Source organism: Paenibacillus sp. UNC499MF, from assembly GCF_900107975.1.
In the GTDB taxonomy this organism is placed as follows: Bacteria; Bacillota; Bacilli; order Paenibacillales; family NBRC-103111; genus Paenibacillus_F.
In genome coordinates, this window is record NZ_FNVF01000001.1 from 873237 (window position 1) to 889751 (window position 16515).

Below are 16515 nucleotides of genomic sequence, written 5' to 3' on the forward strand. Positions count from 1 at the left end.
GCGTCAGCACGCCTAGCGTCAGCACGCCTAGCGTCAGCACGCCTAGCGTCAGCACGCCTAGCGTCAGCACGCCTAGCGTCAGCACGCCTAGCGTCTGAGCGCCCGGCGATCAGCTGTATTTACCGAGCAGCCGGGAAAGCAGGGCTTTCATTTCCGCCAGAAGCTCGGGTGAACGCTCAACGGCTGCTTCGCTGCCCAAGCCGATAAAAAACTTCGCGAAGTAGGGTACATCCTCCTTCGAAACGGTTCCGTGAAGCCAGCCGGAGCCGTCTTCGCGGACCGTAAGCCTGGGCTCCGGCCATGGCTCCGCTTCGCACGCCTCGACCCCTTCACGGGTCAGCTCCGCGAATACCGGCACCTCGTCCCGCCTTTTATGTTCCGCAGACACCTTATTTTCGAGATGAACATGGCGGAGATCCAGCGGTTCAGCCGCCGAAGGCACGGCCGAATGGATGCGGTCGCACCGGAATACGCGCATCCCTTCCGACAGGCGGCAATAGGCGGAGCAGTACCACAGCCCGTTTCTTGTGTAAATGCCGATCGGCTGAATTTCACGGTCGGAGTTTTTTTCCCGGGCTTCGTACCGGATGAGCAGAACGTTCTGCCGTACGGCCGCGTCGAGCAGAACAGACAAGAAAGGAGCCGGAGCGTTTCGCACCGGTGTAATGAAATCTACCCGATTTTTCATTTGATCGATACGTTCGCGGACATCTTCGGGCAAAAATGCGTAAAACTTTTTCAAGGCGGCGGAAGACTTTGCTTCAAACGGGAGGGAGGAATAGTGCCGGAGAGCGTGAACGGCGAAAAAGATAGAAACGGCTTCTTCCTCGGTAAAGGCGATAGGAGGCAGCAGTCTTTCCCTCAGCACTTGATACCCGCCGTGCGGACCGACCTCCGAATAAAGGGGAACCCCCAATTCGCCCAGTTCCTGCAAATCCCTTAAAATCGTTCTCTGCGAGACGCCGAATTCGCGCGCGAGCTCTCCTACCGTAAACTTGCGCTTCCGGTTTACGGTCAACATCAGTTCCATGAGGCGTTTTGATTTGGACATCGGGCAGCCTCCATCGACTTTTTTAATTATGACAATAGTTGTCACTATTATGCGATATACTGAGTACAAAGTCCAGAGAAACGCTTTAAGGGGCATACAGAAGCGCCCGTACAGGCCGGGAAAAAAGAGGTAGCGGCCATGCAAAGTTTTCCGCAATGGACAGTAACGCGATAATCGCATGGTTTCAGCCCGCATATTTACGCTTACCAAACGGTCATCGAAGAAAATCAATAAAATTTGAACGAGAAAGAGGAGATTACAAGATGGAACATGCCAAAGAACAATTATCCGCAGAACGCCGCTATTTCAGATCGGGAGCCAATGAGCTTTCTTACGTGGATTACGGTGGGGACGATAAACCGGTCCTGCTGCTGCTGCACGGACATATGAACGATGCCGGGACATTTGCGGACCTGGCCTCCCGCCTTAAAAAAGAGTGGAGAGTGATCGGTCTCGATCAGCGGGGGCACGGCTGGAGCGGACATCCGGCCGATACGGATTATTCCCGGGAAAGCTACGTTACCGATATTCTGAATCTGGTCCGTCAGGAGCTTGGCGGCCAGCCCGTTGTTATGCTGGGCCACTCGCTGGGCGGCATCAACGCTTATCAGTTCGCTGCGCGATACCCCGAGTATGTCCGGGCCGTAATTGTCGAAGACGTAGGGGCGGAAATTCACGCCGACCTTTCTTTTGCGGACAAGCTTCCCGAACGTTCCGCGACCCTGGGGGATTTGAGAGATTCGCTGGCACGGCAGGGACTTAGAGCCATCGATTATTTTTCGGAAAGCGTGTTTGAGGATGAGAGAGGCTGGGGATTCCGGACCGATTTGAAAGGAATGAAGGCTTCCCAGGAAAACAGCAACGGACAGTGGTGGGAAGACTGGCTGGCTTCGACATGCCCGATTCTGCTCATTCACGGTAAAAAAAGCTTTGTCATGAACGCCGAACACGCGGAGCTGATGAAATCCCGGAGGCCGAATACTTCGCTTGAGATTTTTGAACATTGCGGCCATGGAGTTCATTCCGACGATCCCGACGGGTATTATGCCGTTGTGAAACAATTTCTCGACGGTCTGGGCGAAAGCGGGAACGTGAACAAGAATGGGTTAGTGAAAGACTAGACGTGGAAAAGCAAGGCATATCGCCTCCAGATGAAGTGACCGAAAGGCTGGCATGCGGCGAAAGCACAAAAACAAGATAAGGCAAGACAGAAGCAAGAAAATTTCCCGGCATCATAGGCCAGTGGGCACCGCAGTAAGTAAGTGAATTATGCAGAACCTAAGTGAACTTTCTTATAAAAGGAAAAAACATAAGAAAAGGAAGAAGGGCGAGATATGCCTTTCTTCCTTTTTCATGCTTTAAAACCCGGCCAAAGCCAGTACTCCGACCCCTGAGAGACCACAAACAAGTCCAGCCATGTTTCGAAAGAAGCCTTCAGGTTAAGTGGCGTATCATCATTGCAATCCTGCCAGTACAAATACGCCGGCTTTCCTTGCCGTACATCCTCCGACCGGATAAAAAGAACGGCGGCGTTTAGAAACGCAACGGGGTAGCTTCCTTTTGCAAACAGATAGCCGTACTCTTTTCTCACGGCAGCTATATGGTCAAGACTTAGCAAATCTAACCCGCCGCTTTGAGAATCCGCATTCCGAAATAACCCGGCTCCGTTATGAAGCTCCAAGAAAAGTCTATAATCGTCCGGCAAGGCCCAGTGATTTTTTGTAAAAAATTTAGTGACCGCATCCGGGGGGTTCGGAGGCTCGAAAGAACATACCGTCTCCGTAATACAGCCGTCTCTGTTTTGCTGTGTAAAAACGGAGCTTTGCCGGCATCTGGCTTTTAAGCTCCCGAGAGTTTTTTCGAGCAGAGTTTGCATTCGGATTCTCCTCTATCTGTAGTTGAGTGAAATACAAGGAGGAAGATGTCTTCCTCCTTGTGCAAGTTAGTATGAGGCCCACCAGCTTGTTAATTGTGAATGTTTCAGAATACTGCTAGACGAATTGTTATAATTCATAAGTGGAATTAAATTATACACATCATTGCTTCCTCCATATTTTAAAGGCTTCATGTGGTGGATCTCAACCTGATTCCATGAAAACTTGTACGGATTTCCCCAACTTTGTACGTAATGACTTTCGAATTTTGATCGATAGTCACTTGATCTGTCTATGGGATTAATGGGAAGATCTGTCGGAGGGACATATAATTTTATTCCAGACTGTGGATCAGAATAGTTAAGTGGATAACTGGCCCCTTTTCTGTTTAAAAGAAAGGCGCCCCCTGATTCCGAGCCTGCCGGCCAATTTGGGTCTTTTTCAGCATAAATTATATTGTCATATTTCCAAAAATGCGTATTATAGATTTTTTCAATATCAACAACATCTTCTAATACTTTGGCATCTTCAGATTGTTGGGAATATACTCCATAATAACCAGATTGATTTGTTGATACAAGCATTTTCAACCTAACTTCATATTCTTTAGGACAGCCAACGCCCCAACACTTAGTTACTGTGCCAGTATTAACGATTTCGGCACTTGTAGTGTCTGGATTACCTACCACAAAATAAAATTTTACTGAAAAGAAAGCAAGGCTTGATTTCTGGGGAGATATTAGTGATGTAGTTTTTCCGGCCTCGATAATACTTTGAACATCCGAGATTTGCTTTTTAGTTTTGGTGTCAAAGGCTACTAAGTAGGTACCTTGCTTCAATACTTCTAAGTTGCCTTTATATTTTTTTATGGCTTCAGGCTCATAGTTGGTAAGTAACTCGTTAGTATAATCTTTATCAAGATAACCAAGCTGGTGAAGAGCTTTTAATTGTTCTTTTGCTTTCTTGTCCTCTTTTTCTAAAATTTGATTGTCATTTGTTGTGTAGGGAGGTGCTTGCTCAGCATACATCGGTGATGACAGACTAATAACCAAGGTAATGATCAATACAAAGGCAAATAAATTTTTCAAGCTAATACCTCCTTAAATTTTTCTGTCAAAAATAAAAGAAAGATTATAAATCACCTCCACCAATATTTGTAATTTAATATAAAATATGTAAATTAAAATATCAATACCTAAACTGAAATGTTCAAAGATAAATAAAAAAAAGCCATCCCCGAAGATGGCTTCATTCATTTCCCGAACCGGTCTCCCTGACATTCTTGCACAGCAGCAGCGCTTCTTCCCAAGATAAGGAAGGGGCGGCCTGCGCAGGTTTTTGTTCGTCCGGACCGAACTCGATCTCGATCAGCTCAAGGGGGCCTGAGGAATCCGCCAGCAGGGCATGCCCTGTTCCGGCTTCCAGATGAAAGACGTCCCCGGCTTTGACGCCGGTTAAATGCCCGTCCATTATCATCCGGCCGGAACCGGACAGCAGTGTCCAGCTTTTTTTCGCGTTGTCATGGGTCCGGTAAGGGAAAGATTTGCCGGGCAGCAGGGTGATCCGGCGAATTACCGCTTCCGCGTCTGCGCCGTCCTCCGTACGGCCGAGCGTAGTGACGGTGCCCCACCTGTACTCCTCGTACATGGGGGTGCGGTCTTTGCCCGGATTGATTTGCTTGATCCGGCTGCTGCCGGCTTTGCTGGCAACGAGAATTCCGTCTGCGCTTGCCGCCACGATAATCCCCGATACATCGATGACATGGACGGGGGAGGCAAGCTCGTTGACGATGTGCGTGTCCGCCGAATCGTCCGATACTTCCCCGGGGCCGACGGCCCGGCTTTCCAGATGCGGAGCAAGCGCCTCCCAGTTCCCCAGGTCATCCCACCTGCCTTCGTACGGAAGGACGACGATGGGCTCCGTCTTCTCGACGACTTCCTCGTCAAAGCTCAGTTCCGGCAGCCCGCCGTACAAGCTGAGCAGATCCTCGCAGCTGCTTGGCAAACCATGCGATGCCAACACTTTCAGCATAAAAGAATTCGCGAAAGCGAACACGCCGCTGTTCCACAGAGCTCCCCGCGACAAGAGCGCCGCAGCGCCCTGTTCGTCCGGCTTTTCCGCGAATTTCGCCACGGGCAGATAGGGCGCTTTCTCCCCGTCCGGTGCGGCTGCCGGTACGATATACCCGTACTGGGTGGACGGGAAGGACGGTTTGGTGCCGATCAGAGCCATGCGGGCACCGGACTTCGCGAGCACAGAAGGAAGAGAGGCGACCTGCTCGAAGAAAGCGGCGTCCACGAAAGGATCGGCCGGCATAAAGCAGATAATTTCATCGGGGCTTGCGCCTTGAGCGTGAAGATACAGGCTGGCGAGGCCGATGGCCGTGAAGGTACCCCTCTTGTACGGCTCAGCCAGAACGGGGATGTTTTCGCCGATCTGGCTCTTGACGATTTCAAGCTGGCTGAAGTGGGTAACGATAGATGTCGAACTGAGCAGACCCGCCTCGTCCAGCTGTCTGCATACCCGCTGCAGCATGGATTCCCTGCCGCCGTCCGGCGCCGGTAACAGCTTTAGAAACGTTTTGGACCGGATTTCGTTGGACAGCGGCCAAAGCCTTTTGCCGGATCCCCCCGACAGCAAAATGATTTTCACGGCTCTTCCTCCTTGTCTGAAAAATTCCGGTCAGAAAAATAACCGGGCGCCGGGCGTTACTTGGCCTTCTTGGCTTTGAAATAGTAGCCTCCGCGTTTATGAAACGAGAGTGAGCGGAATTTGCCGGCCCATTTCTCCCTTTCGCTGTGCGGGACGAACCGGATGCTTTTTTTGAACTCCTTGTTGCGGGCGGGTTTTAACAGGGAAGTACCCGGATACCGGGCACGAACGAAGTTGCCGTACGTTTCGAATTCGGAAAAACCGAACTGCTTGGCGGTGTTCAGGTTTTTGAGAATGGCTCTGTACCACGGCATTTTGTGACGGGCCGAGATCGCTTTTTTCAGACGGGAAAGCTTGATTTTGTCGTAGAGCATATAGTGATTGACATAGGAAGGGCGGGAGGTGGCTTTCTGCCCCAGAAGCTTGGCATGAATGCGGAAATATTCGGCGTGGCTCCAATTCCGGGTAAAAAACACCTGTTTGCCGTTTTCCAGAAACCGGTGAGGGCGTATAAGCACGGTATCCGCATCGGTGACGAGGAAATAGCGGTTGCCGCAAATTTTATCGCCGTTCAGCTTAAGCAGCTGCTGATACAGCCAGCCGGAACGGTCCCACCGTTTGGAACGGTAGCGGATGTCTTTTTTCGTCAAAGGAAGAACGGAATTTTCATGAACAAACTTGCATTTCTTAACCTTACAAAGTTTTTTGATCCGGGGACTGTCGGGCGAAACGATATAAATGCTGCCGATCGGATGCTTGACATGCCGGCGGAGGCCGTCGATTACGAAGGGGAGAGTTTCCAAATCTTTGTCGATAGCCGGGATCAGCACATCGATGGGTGTTCTGCCGCTTCCGGAAGCTTCGCTCATTCTTGCTTCATCTCCATTTATCAAAATCTATCGATAGTCATGCAGTAAGATATGCGAGGGCGGTCCAACCCGTTTGTGTCACCGTCTACTTCTTTCTTTCATAGACAAAAGAGGGCGGAGGCGGGATAAGAGAATCCTTATCGACATTAACTAAAGCAGGAAAATGCGGCGAAATGTCGAATGTGATACTAAAGACCTAGGTCAATTCGACTCGCTGCCTGCATCGGGTCCTTTTATGTTTTCGCCCGGGGGCGGGAGCGGTCGGGGTGCGGGAAGCTTGCAAATAAACGGAAAGTGACGGAAACACCATGAAAACTAGACAAGTAAAAATCTTGGGAACAGGAGCCTATCTGCCGGAAAAGCGGGTAACCGCGGAAGATTTGGATGCAAAACTCGGCAAACCCGAGGGCTGGGTATATAAAAAATCGGGCGTTAAGGTCAGGCATTACGCCGAAAACGAAAGTGTGTCGCAGATGGGAGCGAAGGCCGCCTTCGCGGCACTGGCGGACGCCGGTCTTGAAGCGGGCCGGCTCGACTGTATTATTTGCACGAATGCGGTGCCGGAACAGCCCATTCCATGTACGGCGGCGCTTATTCAAAGCGAGATGGGACTGGGCGATTCGGGCATTCCGTGTCTCGACGTCAACTCCACCTGCCTGTCGTTTCTTGCCGGTCTGGATCTGATTTCCTACCTGATCGACGCGGGGCGGTATGAGCGCGTTCTGCTGGTGGCCCCGGAAATCGCCTCGGTCGGCCTGAATTACAGCCAGTCCGAAAGCGCGATTCTGTTCGGGGACGGAGCGGCCGCCGTAGTAGTCGGGCGAACCCCTGCGGGCGAAAGCTCGGGTATCCTGGCTTCCCGGATAGAAACCTACGGCTCCGGTGCGGCGCTCTCCGAGGTGAGAGGGGGCGGCTCCAAGCTGCCGTCGATCGCTTACAAACCGGAGCGAATAGATGATTTCCTGTTTGATATGCAGGGGGAAGCCCTGTTTAAGAAAACGTCGAAGCTGCTTCCCCATTTTCTGAAAAAGCTGTTCGGAGAAGGCGGTGTCACGATGGAAGACGTCGGCCTCGTCATTCCCCATCAGGGAAGCGCCATGGCGATGAGGCTTTTGCAGCGAAAGCTGCAAATCCCGGACGGCAAGCTGATGAACATCATCGAACATCACGGCAATATGATTGCCGCCTCGCTGCCGATGGGCCTGCATGAAGCGGTCCGGCTGGGCAGGCTGAAGCGCGGGGATTTGACGGCCGTTATCGGCATCTCGGCCGGACTGTCCCTGGGCGGGCTTCTCCTTGAGTATTAGGAAGAAGCCGGAGAGCCTCCGCATCCTGATTACCGGAGGCCGGGCGCCCGCCGCACTGGATTTGGCCCGCCAGCTTTCCGCCCTCGGCCATACGATTTGCGCGGCGGAAAGTCTGGGGAGCCCTCTGCTGCGCTTTTCCCGCTGCATAGAGAAATTTACCCGCATTCCGGGGCCGCGGGAAAATCCGGACGCGTTTGCGGAAGCGCTGCAAACCGTCGTCCGGGAACAGCGCATCGATCTGCTGATCCCGACATGCGAAGAGATCTATTACATTGCGGCCATCAAGGACCGGCTCCACGGCTGCACCGTGCTGACCGACAGCTTCGCCAAACTGACCGCGCTTCACGACAAAGCGTCTTTTATCCGGCTGGTTGAGGCCATGGGGCTGCCGGCACCTCATACGATTCTGTTGGAAACGGAGGAGGAATTTCGCGCGCTTCCGGAAAAGGATGACGGCCGTAAATGGGTACTGAAGCCCGTTTACTCCAGATTTGCGAACCACGTGCGCCTGTACAGTCCGGGAGAAGATATGCCCCGGATTGACGTTTCGCAGAAGAACCCGTGGGTTGCCCAGCATTTCGTCGAAGGACGGGAGTACTGCACCTATGCGATTGCCCATGAAGGCCGCCTGACCGCCTATGCGGATTATGCCCCCGATTATACGGCGGGGCGCGGGGCCGGTATTTATTTTAAATCGTGCGGCCGGCAGGATCTTTACGGATGGGTGGAGCGATTTGTCCGCGAAACCGGATTTACGGGACAAATCGCGTTTGACTTTATCGTCACTGAAGCCGGGGTTATCTATCCGCTGGAGTGCAATCCGCGGGCAACGAGCGGGCTTCATCTTTTTACGCCCGAAGAGGGGATAGACCGGGCTCTGCTGGACTGCTCGGAAACGGTTGTAACGCCTTCTCCCGGCGGCCGTCCCGCCATGATTACCGCCGCGATGCTGATGTACGGAGCGGCCGCGGACCGTACGCCCGCCGGGTTCCGTCACTGGATCGCCAGCCTTGCGCGCGGCAGGGATGTGATTTTCAGCCCGGGCGATTGGGGGCCTGCCCTTGCCCAAGGGCGGATTTTGCTGGACTTATGGAGAGAGGCGCGGGCAAAACGCGTGCCGCTTAAAGAAATGACCACATACGACATCGAATGGAATGGTTGCTATGAAAGCTTTGGTGACGGGGGCGACAGGTTTTCTCGGAGGAAATCTGGTGCGCCGCCTGCTGGAGGAAGGCTATGAAGTGACGGCGATAGGTCGCAACCCGGAAGCGGGAAGAAGACTTATGCTGGAAGGAGCCGGCTTCCTGCGGATGGACCTGGCGTCTGAGGAGATGCCGGCAGCCGTACGGGGCCACGAGCTTGTTTTTCACTGCGGAGCGATGTCCGCTCCGTGGGGGGCTTACCGGGACTTTTACACCTCCAATGTGACGGGGACGCGGCAGATCATCCGGGGGTGCATGGAGCACGGCGTCCGACGGCTGATCTACGTGTCGACGCCGTCGATCTATTTCGATTACCGGGACCGACTGGGAATCTCCGAAGAAGAACCCCTGCCGCTAAGAGGCGTCAACGGCTACGCACAGACGAAACGTCTGGCGGAAAACGAACTCGATGCCGCCCATAAAGCCGGGCTCCCGGTAATCACGATCCGCCCGAGAGGGCTCTTCGGACCCGGAGACACGGCGATTTTCCCGCGGCTGCTGCGCGCCAACGAGGAGAAGTTCGTGCCGGTTTTCGGCGGCGGACGCGCATTTATGGATGTCACTTACATCGACAACGTGACGGAAGCGCTTCTGTGCTGCGCGCGCGCCGATCAAGCCTGCGACGGGCGGAAGTATAACATCACCAACGGCGAGCCCGTTTATGTGTACGAGCTGCTGGAGGAGCTTTTCCGGCTGCTGGAAATGCCCTTCCGCGCGAGGAAAATACCGTATCCGGCCGCATACGGTGCCGCCGCGGCAATGGAAGCCTTCGCGGCGCTTCCTTTCGTGCGCAAAGAACCGATGCTCACGAGATACACGGTAGCGCTGCTCGCTTTCAGCCAGACGCTGGATATATCCAAAGCGCAGCGTGAGCTCGACTACAGGCCCCCGGTGTCCGTCGCTGACGGTATCCGGCGCTTCAGCCGGTGGTGGAAGGAACAGGAGGAACGAGCATGAAACTGACGATGCACTGCACAGGTACATGCAAACAGCTGGAGAGTTTGTCTATGCGCGGAGGGAAATGGAAGTCCATCGCGTTTCCGGGTCTTTTTGCTATGATAGAGCATCCTTCCGAAGGGTTAATTTTGTTTGACACGGGATATTCCCCGCGGTTTGCGGAGGCGACGAGGCGGCTGCCTTATGCCCTCTACCGCTGGACGACTCCGGTAGATACGGAGGGATATCTGTCCGCGGCAGAGCATGTAAAGGCGGCCGGATACGTTCCGGAGGATGTGACTTCGGTCATTATTTCGCATTTTCATGGAGATCACATCTGCGGGCTGGGAGACTTTCCGAACGCGAAGTTAATCTGCTCCAAAGCGGGCTACGAATCGGTCGCTGCTTTAAAAGGGCTGGCCGCGGTAAAAAGGGCGGTGCTTCCGGACCTGATTCCGCCGGATTTCGAGGCCCGGGCGAGCTGGGTGGAACAGTGCCCGGAAGCGGACCTGCCGGCCGTGTGCCGCCCGTTCGAACGGGGCCGGGACCTGTTTGGCGACGGAAGCGTGACCGCCGTGGATCTTTCCGGCCATGCCGCGCACCAGATCGGCGTTTTCCTCAGAGGAACGGACGGAACCCCCGTGCTGCTCGGCGCGGACGCAAGCTGGTCGGCGCAGGCCGTCCGGGAGAACCGGCTGCCCAGTCCGCCCGCTTTTATTTTGTTCGACGGTAGGCGGGACTACAAACGCACTTTCGGCAATCTCGTCGAGCTGCAGCGCAGGCAGCCGGGGATGCGCCTTCTTTTTACCCATTGCGCGGAAGCGTGGGAACTTTGCGGAAAGGAGGGCATTGAACTCCCGTGAAACTCGCCCTGCTGCTTAAACAATACGCTTTGACCAAATGGAACAAACATAGATGGAAAAGCCGGGAACATCTTGAAGCGTGGCAAAATGCGCGAGTCCGCGCTTTTCTCGAAGAAACCCGGCGCAAGTCGCCATTCTACGCCCGCCTGTATGACGGTCTTCCGCTTGAAAACTGGCGTGAATGGCCGACTATCGACAAGGCGGCCATGATGGACGGCTTCGACGAGCTGAACACAGCGGGCATCACGAAGGACGAAGCGCTCCATGCGGCACTTCAGGCGGAGCGCGAACGCGACTTTACCCCCGAGCTAAACGGCGTTACCGTCGGGCTCTCCTCCGGCACGTCGGGCAGCCGCGGGCTGTTCATCGTCAGCGCCGGGGAAAGAGCGGCGTGGGCAGGGGCCGCACTGGCAAAGGCGCTGCCGGGCTCTCTGCTGCGCAAGCACCGGATCGCCTTCTTTCTCCGCGCGGACAGCAACCTGTACCAGACGGTACAGTCACGGAGAATCCGGTTCAGCTTCTTCGACATGATCCGCCCGGTCCGGGAGCATATCGAGCGGCTCGGCGGGCTGCAGCCGACCCTTCTGATCGCTCCGCCGTCCATGCTCCGGCTGCTGGCGGAAGCGAAGCGGCGGGGGGAATTGGCGATTGCGCCGGACAAGATCATTTCCGTCGCGGAAGTGCTGGAGCCGATTGACCGGCAGGTGATCGAGCATGTTTTCGGTACCCGGCTGCACCAGATTTACCAGTGCACCGAAGGGTTTCTGGGCGCGACGTGCGAACACGGGACGCTGCATCTCAACGAGGATATCGCCGTGATCCAGCGGGAGTATGTGGATGCGGAGCGGCGGACGTTCATGCCGGTGATTACGGATTTCTCGCGTACATCCCAGCCCATCATTCGCTACCGGCTGAACGATCTGCTCACGCTCCGGGATGAGCCTTGTCCCTGCGGTTCGGTGTTCACGGCGGTCGAATCCGTCAGCGGACGCGCGGACGATTTATTCTTCGGCCGGAGTACGGAGGTGGGCGGAGACGTTCCCCTCTTTCCGGATTTTATCCGGCGGGCGGTTATGATGGCTTCGGACGAAATAACCGAGTACAAAGTCGTCCAGCTCGGTCCGGAAAGTCTGGAAGTATCAGTCCGCACAAAAGAAGGAGCGCCGGACGTCACAGGAGCGCTCCGGCGGGAACTGACCGGCATTTTCGGGCAGCATGGCTGCCTGCCTCCCGAAATTACGTTTACGCCTTACTCGTTTCAGCCGGGGTTAACGAAATTGCGTAGAATTGAGCGCGCTTTTTCCGTGGAGAAGGGTAGGGGGGCCGACGAAGAGAGGAACGTCAGAAGATGAATGTGCTTCTCACAGGCTGCCGCTCCTACACGGCTCTGGATCTGGCGAGACGGTTTCGTGCCTGCGGGTGGAATGTTTTTGCCGCAGACAGTGTAAAATTTCCGGTCTGCCGCGGTTCACGGGCGGTGAAAAAGTTTTTCCATATTCCTTCACCGAGAGAAGGATACCGGGAGTTTATTGACGCGCTGTCGGCCGTTATCCGGACGGCCGGAATCGATCTGCTTCTGCCCACGAGTGAGGAAATCTTCTATATCGCTCATGGCCGGGAAGAACTGGCCCGATACTGCCGCGTGTTCTGCGACGATTTCGACGTGCTGAAATCGCTGCACAACAAGTGGACATTTTCCTTGCATACGGAAGGAAAGTCCGTGAAAACTCCCGCGACGAAGCTGCTCACGTCCGCCGCCCGGCTTGAAGAACTCGGCGATCCTTCCGCTTTCGCGTTCAAGCCGGTGTACAGCCGCTTCGCTTCGGAGGCGCTTCTGGCTCCGTCCCGGCTTCCGGCGGGATTTGCGCCGTCCGTGGAGCGCCCCTGGATCGCGCAGAGGTATGTCCGCGGCCGGGAGCTGTGCAGCTATCACTTGGCCGCGGACGGCAAAATCACGGCCTCCGGCTCCTACGAGCCGCTGTACCGGCTCGGCCAGGCTTCCGGCTATTACTTCAAGCCGGTACACCGCGAGAAAATCGACAGCTTTGCGGCCGAACTGGTCCGCAAGCTCGATTTTACAGGGCATGTGGCGTTTGACTACATAGAGGAAAAGGACGGGACCCTGCATGTGCTCGAATGCAACCCGCGGGCGACGAGCGGGCTGCATCTCGCCGGCACCGCGGGGCTGATGAAGCCGTTCGGCGGAATGCGAGAAGCAGTTCCGGAAACAACCGCGGAGAAGTTTTTGGAGGAAGGCGCTGCTCCTGGGGCTGTATATTGCGGGTGGAAACCTGGCGAATTATCATCACATCATGCGCCGGACAACCGACCGGCAGGATCGGCCGGGCGGGCAAGCCCGTCAAACCCGGCAAACCCAGCAAACCCCGAGTCCGCGGAAGCTCCCCGGATGATCGGGTATGCCATGCTGGGAAATCCCTTTTACCACGGCTTTGGGCTCTCCGGAATCGCGCGGTGGCTGAGCGATTTCCGCAGCGGACGGGATGTGCTTTTCAGCCGGGAAGACCCGTGGGTGCCATTGCTGCATGGAGGCAGTCTGGCCGAAACGGTTTTCGACTCGCTGCGGAAGCGGGTCGCTTTTAAGGATGCGGCAACGGCCGACATCGAATGGGACGGCGAAGATTTGAAGTGAAGGTCTGATGCCTGATGCGCTTAAGAACCTTTTTTAACCGCAAAACCTATAACGGAACGGGAGGTGCCGCCGGTGCGGGACTATACTTTTGACGAAACGTTTGTAAAACGAGCGGGGGCGCGGGAAGAAATTTTGGAGATGTTCCTTCGGAATTGGAAGCTTCCCCTGACGGAAGACGAAACTGAAGAGATCGCCGCAAGACAGAAAAATCCTTTTCCGGCGAACTCGCCCTTTTACGATTCCTACATCCCGATCGATCCCGCCGGATGGCGTATGCCGCAGGGGGAACTGCCGCACGCGTATGCGGATTTATTGCGCTACTCGGACGGAGGAGAATTTCAGAACGGGGAACGATATTTCCAATTTTTCTCCACATCCGACTTCCGGGAAATGAACCTGGCGTACGAGCTGCCCGAATATATGCCTTTGTCCGTTTCTTTTGCGATGGACGGCTGCGGAAACCATTATCTTTTCGATATGAGACAAGCGCCGGTGAAAGGCGAATATCCCATCCTTGCCGCGCATTCGGGCAGCCTGGGGTACGATGACTGCGTCCGGGTGGCGGATTCCTTCGAGGAGCTGTGCCGGGGAAGAAGCTCGCTGGACGATGAATTAGACAGCCGTTACACCTGAACGGCCGGGGAGGGACTCAATGACACAGCCGGCTGAATCTACAGAAGAATGGCAGGCGGAGCAGAATAATTTGAACGGGGCTGAGGAGTGTACTCCCGTGAATGAAAGCGGCCCGGGGAAATCTCATCCGGCGAACGAGATGACGAGGGCCTACACAGAGCCGCTGATCGACGGCGGCACCGAAGCGTATATCCGGAACGTGCGGACGACAATGGAACTGGTCCGGGCCGGAGAGCAGCTGCTTCCCGTAACGGTGAACGAAACGGAGTACGAGAACTCCTATGTTTGTTCGCCTTATTCGACCTACGTGTCCTACGCGCTGGAAGAGCTGGTGCTGTTCAAGAGCGAGCTGCTGAAAAGCGTATTGCGGGGAGTGATAGGCTTCCTATCGCCGCTGCTGAAAGGCGCCCGGATCAACCGGAACGTGCATGTCAATAACTGGCTGCTTTCCACGAATTTGTACGAGGAACTGCCGCGGGAGGATATCCGTGAGCTGACCGGCGGTCTGCTGAAGCGTTATCCGTCGCATGCTATCATTTTCAGGTCGCTGAATGAGGTGACCAATCCGCAGCTGATGAAGGATCTGACGAAACTGGGATGGATTTTCGTTCCGAGCCGGCAGGTGTACTTTTTCGACGGGCGCGAGCCGGATTATATGCACAAATCGAACAACGTATGGGACAAAAAGCTGCTCAGGCGCTCACCGCTGCGGATTGTGGGGCACGAGGAGATTGTACCGTCCGATTATCCGCGCATCGTGGAGCTTTACGAGGATTTGTACATCCGTAAATATTCCCGGCTGAATCCGCGGTTTACGGAAGCTTATATCGCCAATTGCCATAAGCACGGGCTGCTTCGGATCGGCGGTTTGAGAGACAGCTCGGGGATATTGCAGGGTGTGATCGGCTGTTTCGAAAAAGCCGGCGTCATCACGGCGCCGCTGGTCGGCTACAACACCTCTCTTCCGCAGAAGGACGGGCTTTACCGGATGCTGATGAATCTGGTGCTGACCCGGGCGGCCGAACAATCGAAGCTGCTGCATTTAAGCTCCGGCGCAGCGCATTTCAAGCGTATCCGGGGAGGAAGCCCGGCCATCGAATACAGCGCCGTTTATATCCGGCATCTGCCGCTGAGGCGGCGGGCCGTATGGCTCGGATTAAGTCGACTTTTGAATGGAGTTGGGGTACCCGTGATGAGGAAGTACCGGTTATGAATCGGACGAGGAACGATGTTAGCAAAACGGACGGCGCGAAGGAATCCGCCGTGTACGCGGAGCTGGAAAAGCACTGGCTGCCGCTCTGCCCGTCGCAGGATCTGAAGCGCAAGCCGCTCGGGCTGACGGTGCTTGACGTGCCGCTCGTCCTGTTCCGCACGGAGGAGGGCGTACACGCCCTGCTGGACCGCTGCCCGCACCGGAATGTGCCTCTGTCGGGAGGGCGACTGAAAGCGGGAAAGCTGGTCTGCCCTTACCACGGGTGGGAATTCGACGGAACCGGAACATGCACCCGGGTGCCGGGTCTGTGCACGTTCAAGCCGGGTCCGCACCAGGACGCGTCTCCGGTTGCCGTGCGTGAGCGGGACGGCTTCGTCTGGGTCCGGCTCGGTGAAGGGAAGGCCGCCGGGGAGCCGGATGGAATGCCCGGTCCGGAGCCTTTGTCCCTGCCGTTTATGAACGACCCGGAGTACTACTCCTTCGTCTGGAAAACGGCCGTCCGGGGATCGCTGCTGAACGCGGCGGAAAACCTGCTGGACGCCACGCACACGCACTATGTCCACGCGGGACTCATCCGGACGGACAGCGGTCGCCAGACCGTGAACGCCCGCATCCGGGCGGAAGGTGCCACCGTTGAGATCGAATATACAGGCGAGTCCGGGCAGGCCGGTCTTATCTCGCGCTTGTTCGAGCGGGACAGGCAGCGGAGCTACGGCCGGTTCTTTATGCCGGGTGTCGCCCAGATAGAATATTCCTCCGAGAAAGGCTTAACGCTGCTCATCACCGCCGTGATGAGACCGACTTCCTACGCTTATCAGGATATTTACGCGGTCATTACCATGAAGCGCGGCCGGTTCACGAACGGGCTGAAGAAGCGGCTGCTTACCCCTTTTCTGAAAAAAGCGCTAAACCAGGACATCGCGATCGTCGAGACCCAGCAGAGGGCCCTGGAACGCTGGGGCGGCGAAAGCTTTCATTCCACGCAGGCGGACCTGATCCGTCCTTACCTGGAGCAGCTTATGAAAGGGAAAGTATACGACGCTCCTTATGAGAAGAAGGTCCAGTTGTTTGTGTAGGCTCTGCATTCGAGCATTCGACATCCGGCTCTTCTTTTAAAATCCGCAGAATTTCAGATAAATGTTGTTATTTCCGTGAATAGAGATGGGATTTCTGGAAAATCTCTTATTTTTTCGAAACCTTTATGCCTGAAAGAGACGGAAGTATAGTACACTTAATAAGATCTTATCTGAAAGTATAGAAAGCTG

At 55.3% G+C, this 16515-nt stretch carries 15 protein-coding genes; 10 read left to right on the forward strand and 5 right to left on the reverse strand.

Translation table 11 applies throughout. The annotated features are described in order from the left end of the window. Nucleotides 1-109 precede the first annotated feature (109 nt). Entirely contained in the window at nt 110-1051 is a 942-nt protein-coding gene (locus C4S74_RS04005) for a YafY family protein (protein WP_103994039.1), read from the reverse strand. Nucleotides 1052-1314: 263 nt separating this feature from the next. Here C4S74_RS04005 and C4S74_RS04010 point away from each other — a divergent pair, with 263 nt between their 5' ends. Continuing rightward, nucleotides 1315-2172 carry an alpha/beta fold hydrolase gene (locus tag C4S74_RS04010; RefSeq protein WP_103994040.1) on the forward strand — a complete coding sequence of 286 codons (858 nt, stop codon included), beginning with the start codon at nt 1315-1317 and terminating at the stop codon, nt 2170-2172. A 230-nt stretch (nt 2173-2402) separates the two neighbouring features. On the opposite strand, the gene C4S74_RS27240 is transcribed toward C4S74_RS04010, so the two are convergent. From C4S74_RS27240 to C4S74_RS04030, 4 genes are all read right to left on the reverse strand, one after another. Further along, nucleotides 2403-2927: an SMI1/KNR4 family protein gene (locus C4S74_RS27240; protein WP_103994041.1), complete on the reverse strand. Its 525-nt coding sequence runs from the start codon at nt 2925-2927 to the stop codon at nt 2403-2405. A gap of 66 nt (nt 2928-2993) precedes the next feature. Further along, the gene (locus tag C4S74_RS04020) at nt 2994-4013 is read right to left on the reverse strand and encodes an HNH endonuclease (protein ID WP_103994042.1); all 1020 of its coding nucleotides are present in this window, start codon (nt 4011-4013) and stop codon (nt 2994-2996) included. 160 nt (nt 4014-4173) lie between these two features. Next, a complete protein-coding gene (locus C4S74_RS04025; protein WP_103994043.1) occupies nt 4174-5577 on the reverse strand; it encodes a sugar phosphate nucleotidyltransferase in 1404 nt (467 codons plus the stop codon). Between the two features lie 56 nt (nt 5578-5633). Further along, the gene (locus C4S74_RS04030; RefSeq protein ID WP_103994044.1) at nt 5634-6446 is read right to left on the reverse strand and encodes a DUF6492 family protein; all 813 of its coding nucleotides are present in this window, start codon (nt 6444-6446) and stop codon (nt 5634-5636) included. A 308-nt stretch (nt 6447-6754) separates the two neighbouring features. On the opposite strand from C4S74_RS04030, the gene C4S74_RS04035 reads away from it, so the two are divergent. From C4S74_RS04035 to C4S74_RS04075, 9 genes are all read left to right on the forward strand, one after another. After that, complete coding sequence (locus C4S74_RS04035) at nt 6755-7753, forward strand: beta-ketoacyl-ACP synthase III (RefSeq protein WP_103994045.1); 999 nt, start codon at nt 6755-6757, stop codon at nt 7751-7753. Next, nucleotides 7743-8993: an ATP-grasp domain-containing protein gene (locus tag C4S74_RS04040; protein WP_103994046.1), complete on the forward strand. Its 1251-nt coding sequence runs from the start codon at nt 7743-7745 to the stop codon at nt 8991-8993. Before C4S74_RS04035 ends, C4S74_RS04040 begins: the two co-directional genes overlap by 11 nt. Further along, a complete protein-coding gene (locus C4S74_RS04045) occupies nt 8917-9912 on the forward strand; it encodes an NAD(P)-dependent oxidoreductase (RefSeq protein WP_103994047.1) in 996 nt (331 codons plus the stop codon). The genes C4S74_RS04040 and C4S74_RS04045 overlap by 77 nt, the downstream gene beginning before the upstream one ends. After that, a complete protein-coding gene (locus tag C4S74_RS04050; RefSeq protein WP_103994048.1) occupies nt 9909-10754 on the forward strand; it encodes an MBL fold metallo-hydrolase in 846 nt (281 codons plus the stop codon). The genes C4S74_RS04045 and C4S74_RS04050 overlap by 4 nt, the downstream gene beginning before the upstream one ends. After that, nucleotides 10751-12106, forward strand: a complete 1356-nt coding sequence (locus C4S74_RS04055; RefSeq protein WP_103994049.1) for a F390 synthetase-related protein — start codon at nt 10751-10753, stop codon at nt 12104-12106. The genes C4S74_RS04050 and C4S74_RS04055 overlap by 4 nt, the downstream gene beginning before the upstream one ends. Further along, nucleotides 12103-13404 carry an ATP-dependent carboxylate-amine ligase gene (locus C4S74_RS04060; RefSeq protein WP_103994050.1) on the forward strand — a complete coding sequence of 434 codons (1302 nt, stop codon included), beginning with the start codon at nt 12103-12105 and terminating at the stop codon, nt 13402-13404. The genes C4S74_RS04055 and C4S74_RS04060 overlap by 4 nt, the downstream gene beginning before the upstream one ends. A 72-nt stretch (nt 13405-13476) precedes the next feature. Then, nucleotides 13477-14037 carry an SMI1/KNR4 family protein gene (locus tag C4S74_RS04065; protein ID WP_103994051.1) on the forward strand — a complete coding sequence of 187 codons (561 nt, stop codon included), beginning with the start codon at nt 13477-13479 and terminating at the stop codon, nt 14035-14037. A gap of 97 nt (nt 14038-14134) precedes the next feature. Then, nucleotides 14135-15250, forward strand: a complete 1116-nt coding sequence (locus tag C4S74_RS04070) for a GNAT family N-acetyltransferase (protein WP_258042367.1) — start codon at nt 14135-14137, stop codon at nt 15248-15250. Beyond that, on the forward strand, nt 15247-16326 hold the full coding sequence (locus C4S74_RS04075; RefSeq protein ID WP_103994053.1) for an aromatic ring-hydroxylating dioxygenase subunit alpha: 1080 nt from the start codon (nt 15247-15249) through the stop codon (nt 16324-16326). The genes C4S74_RS04070 and C4S74_RS04075 overlap by 4 nt, the downstream gene beginning before the upstream one ends. The last annotated feature ends 189 nt before the right edge of the window (nt 16327-16515 follow it).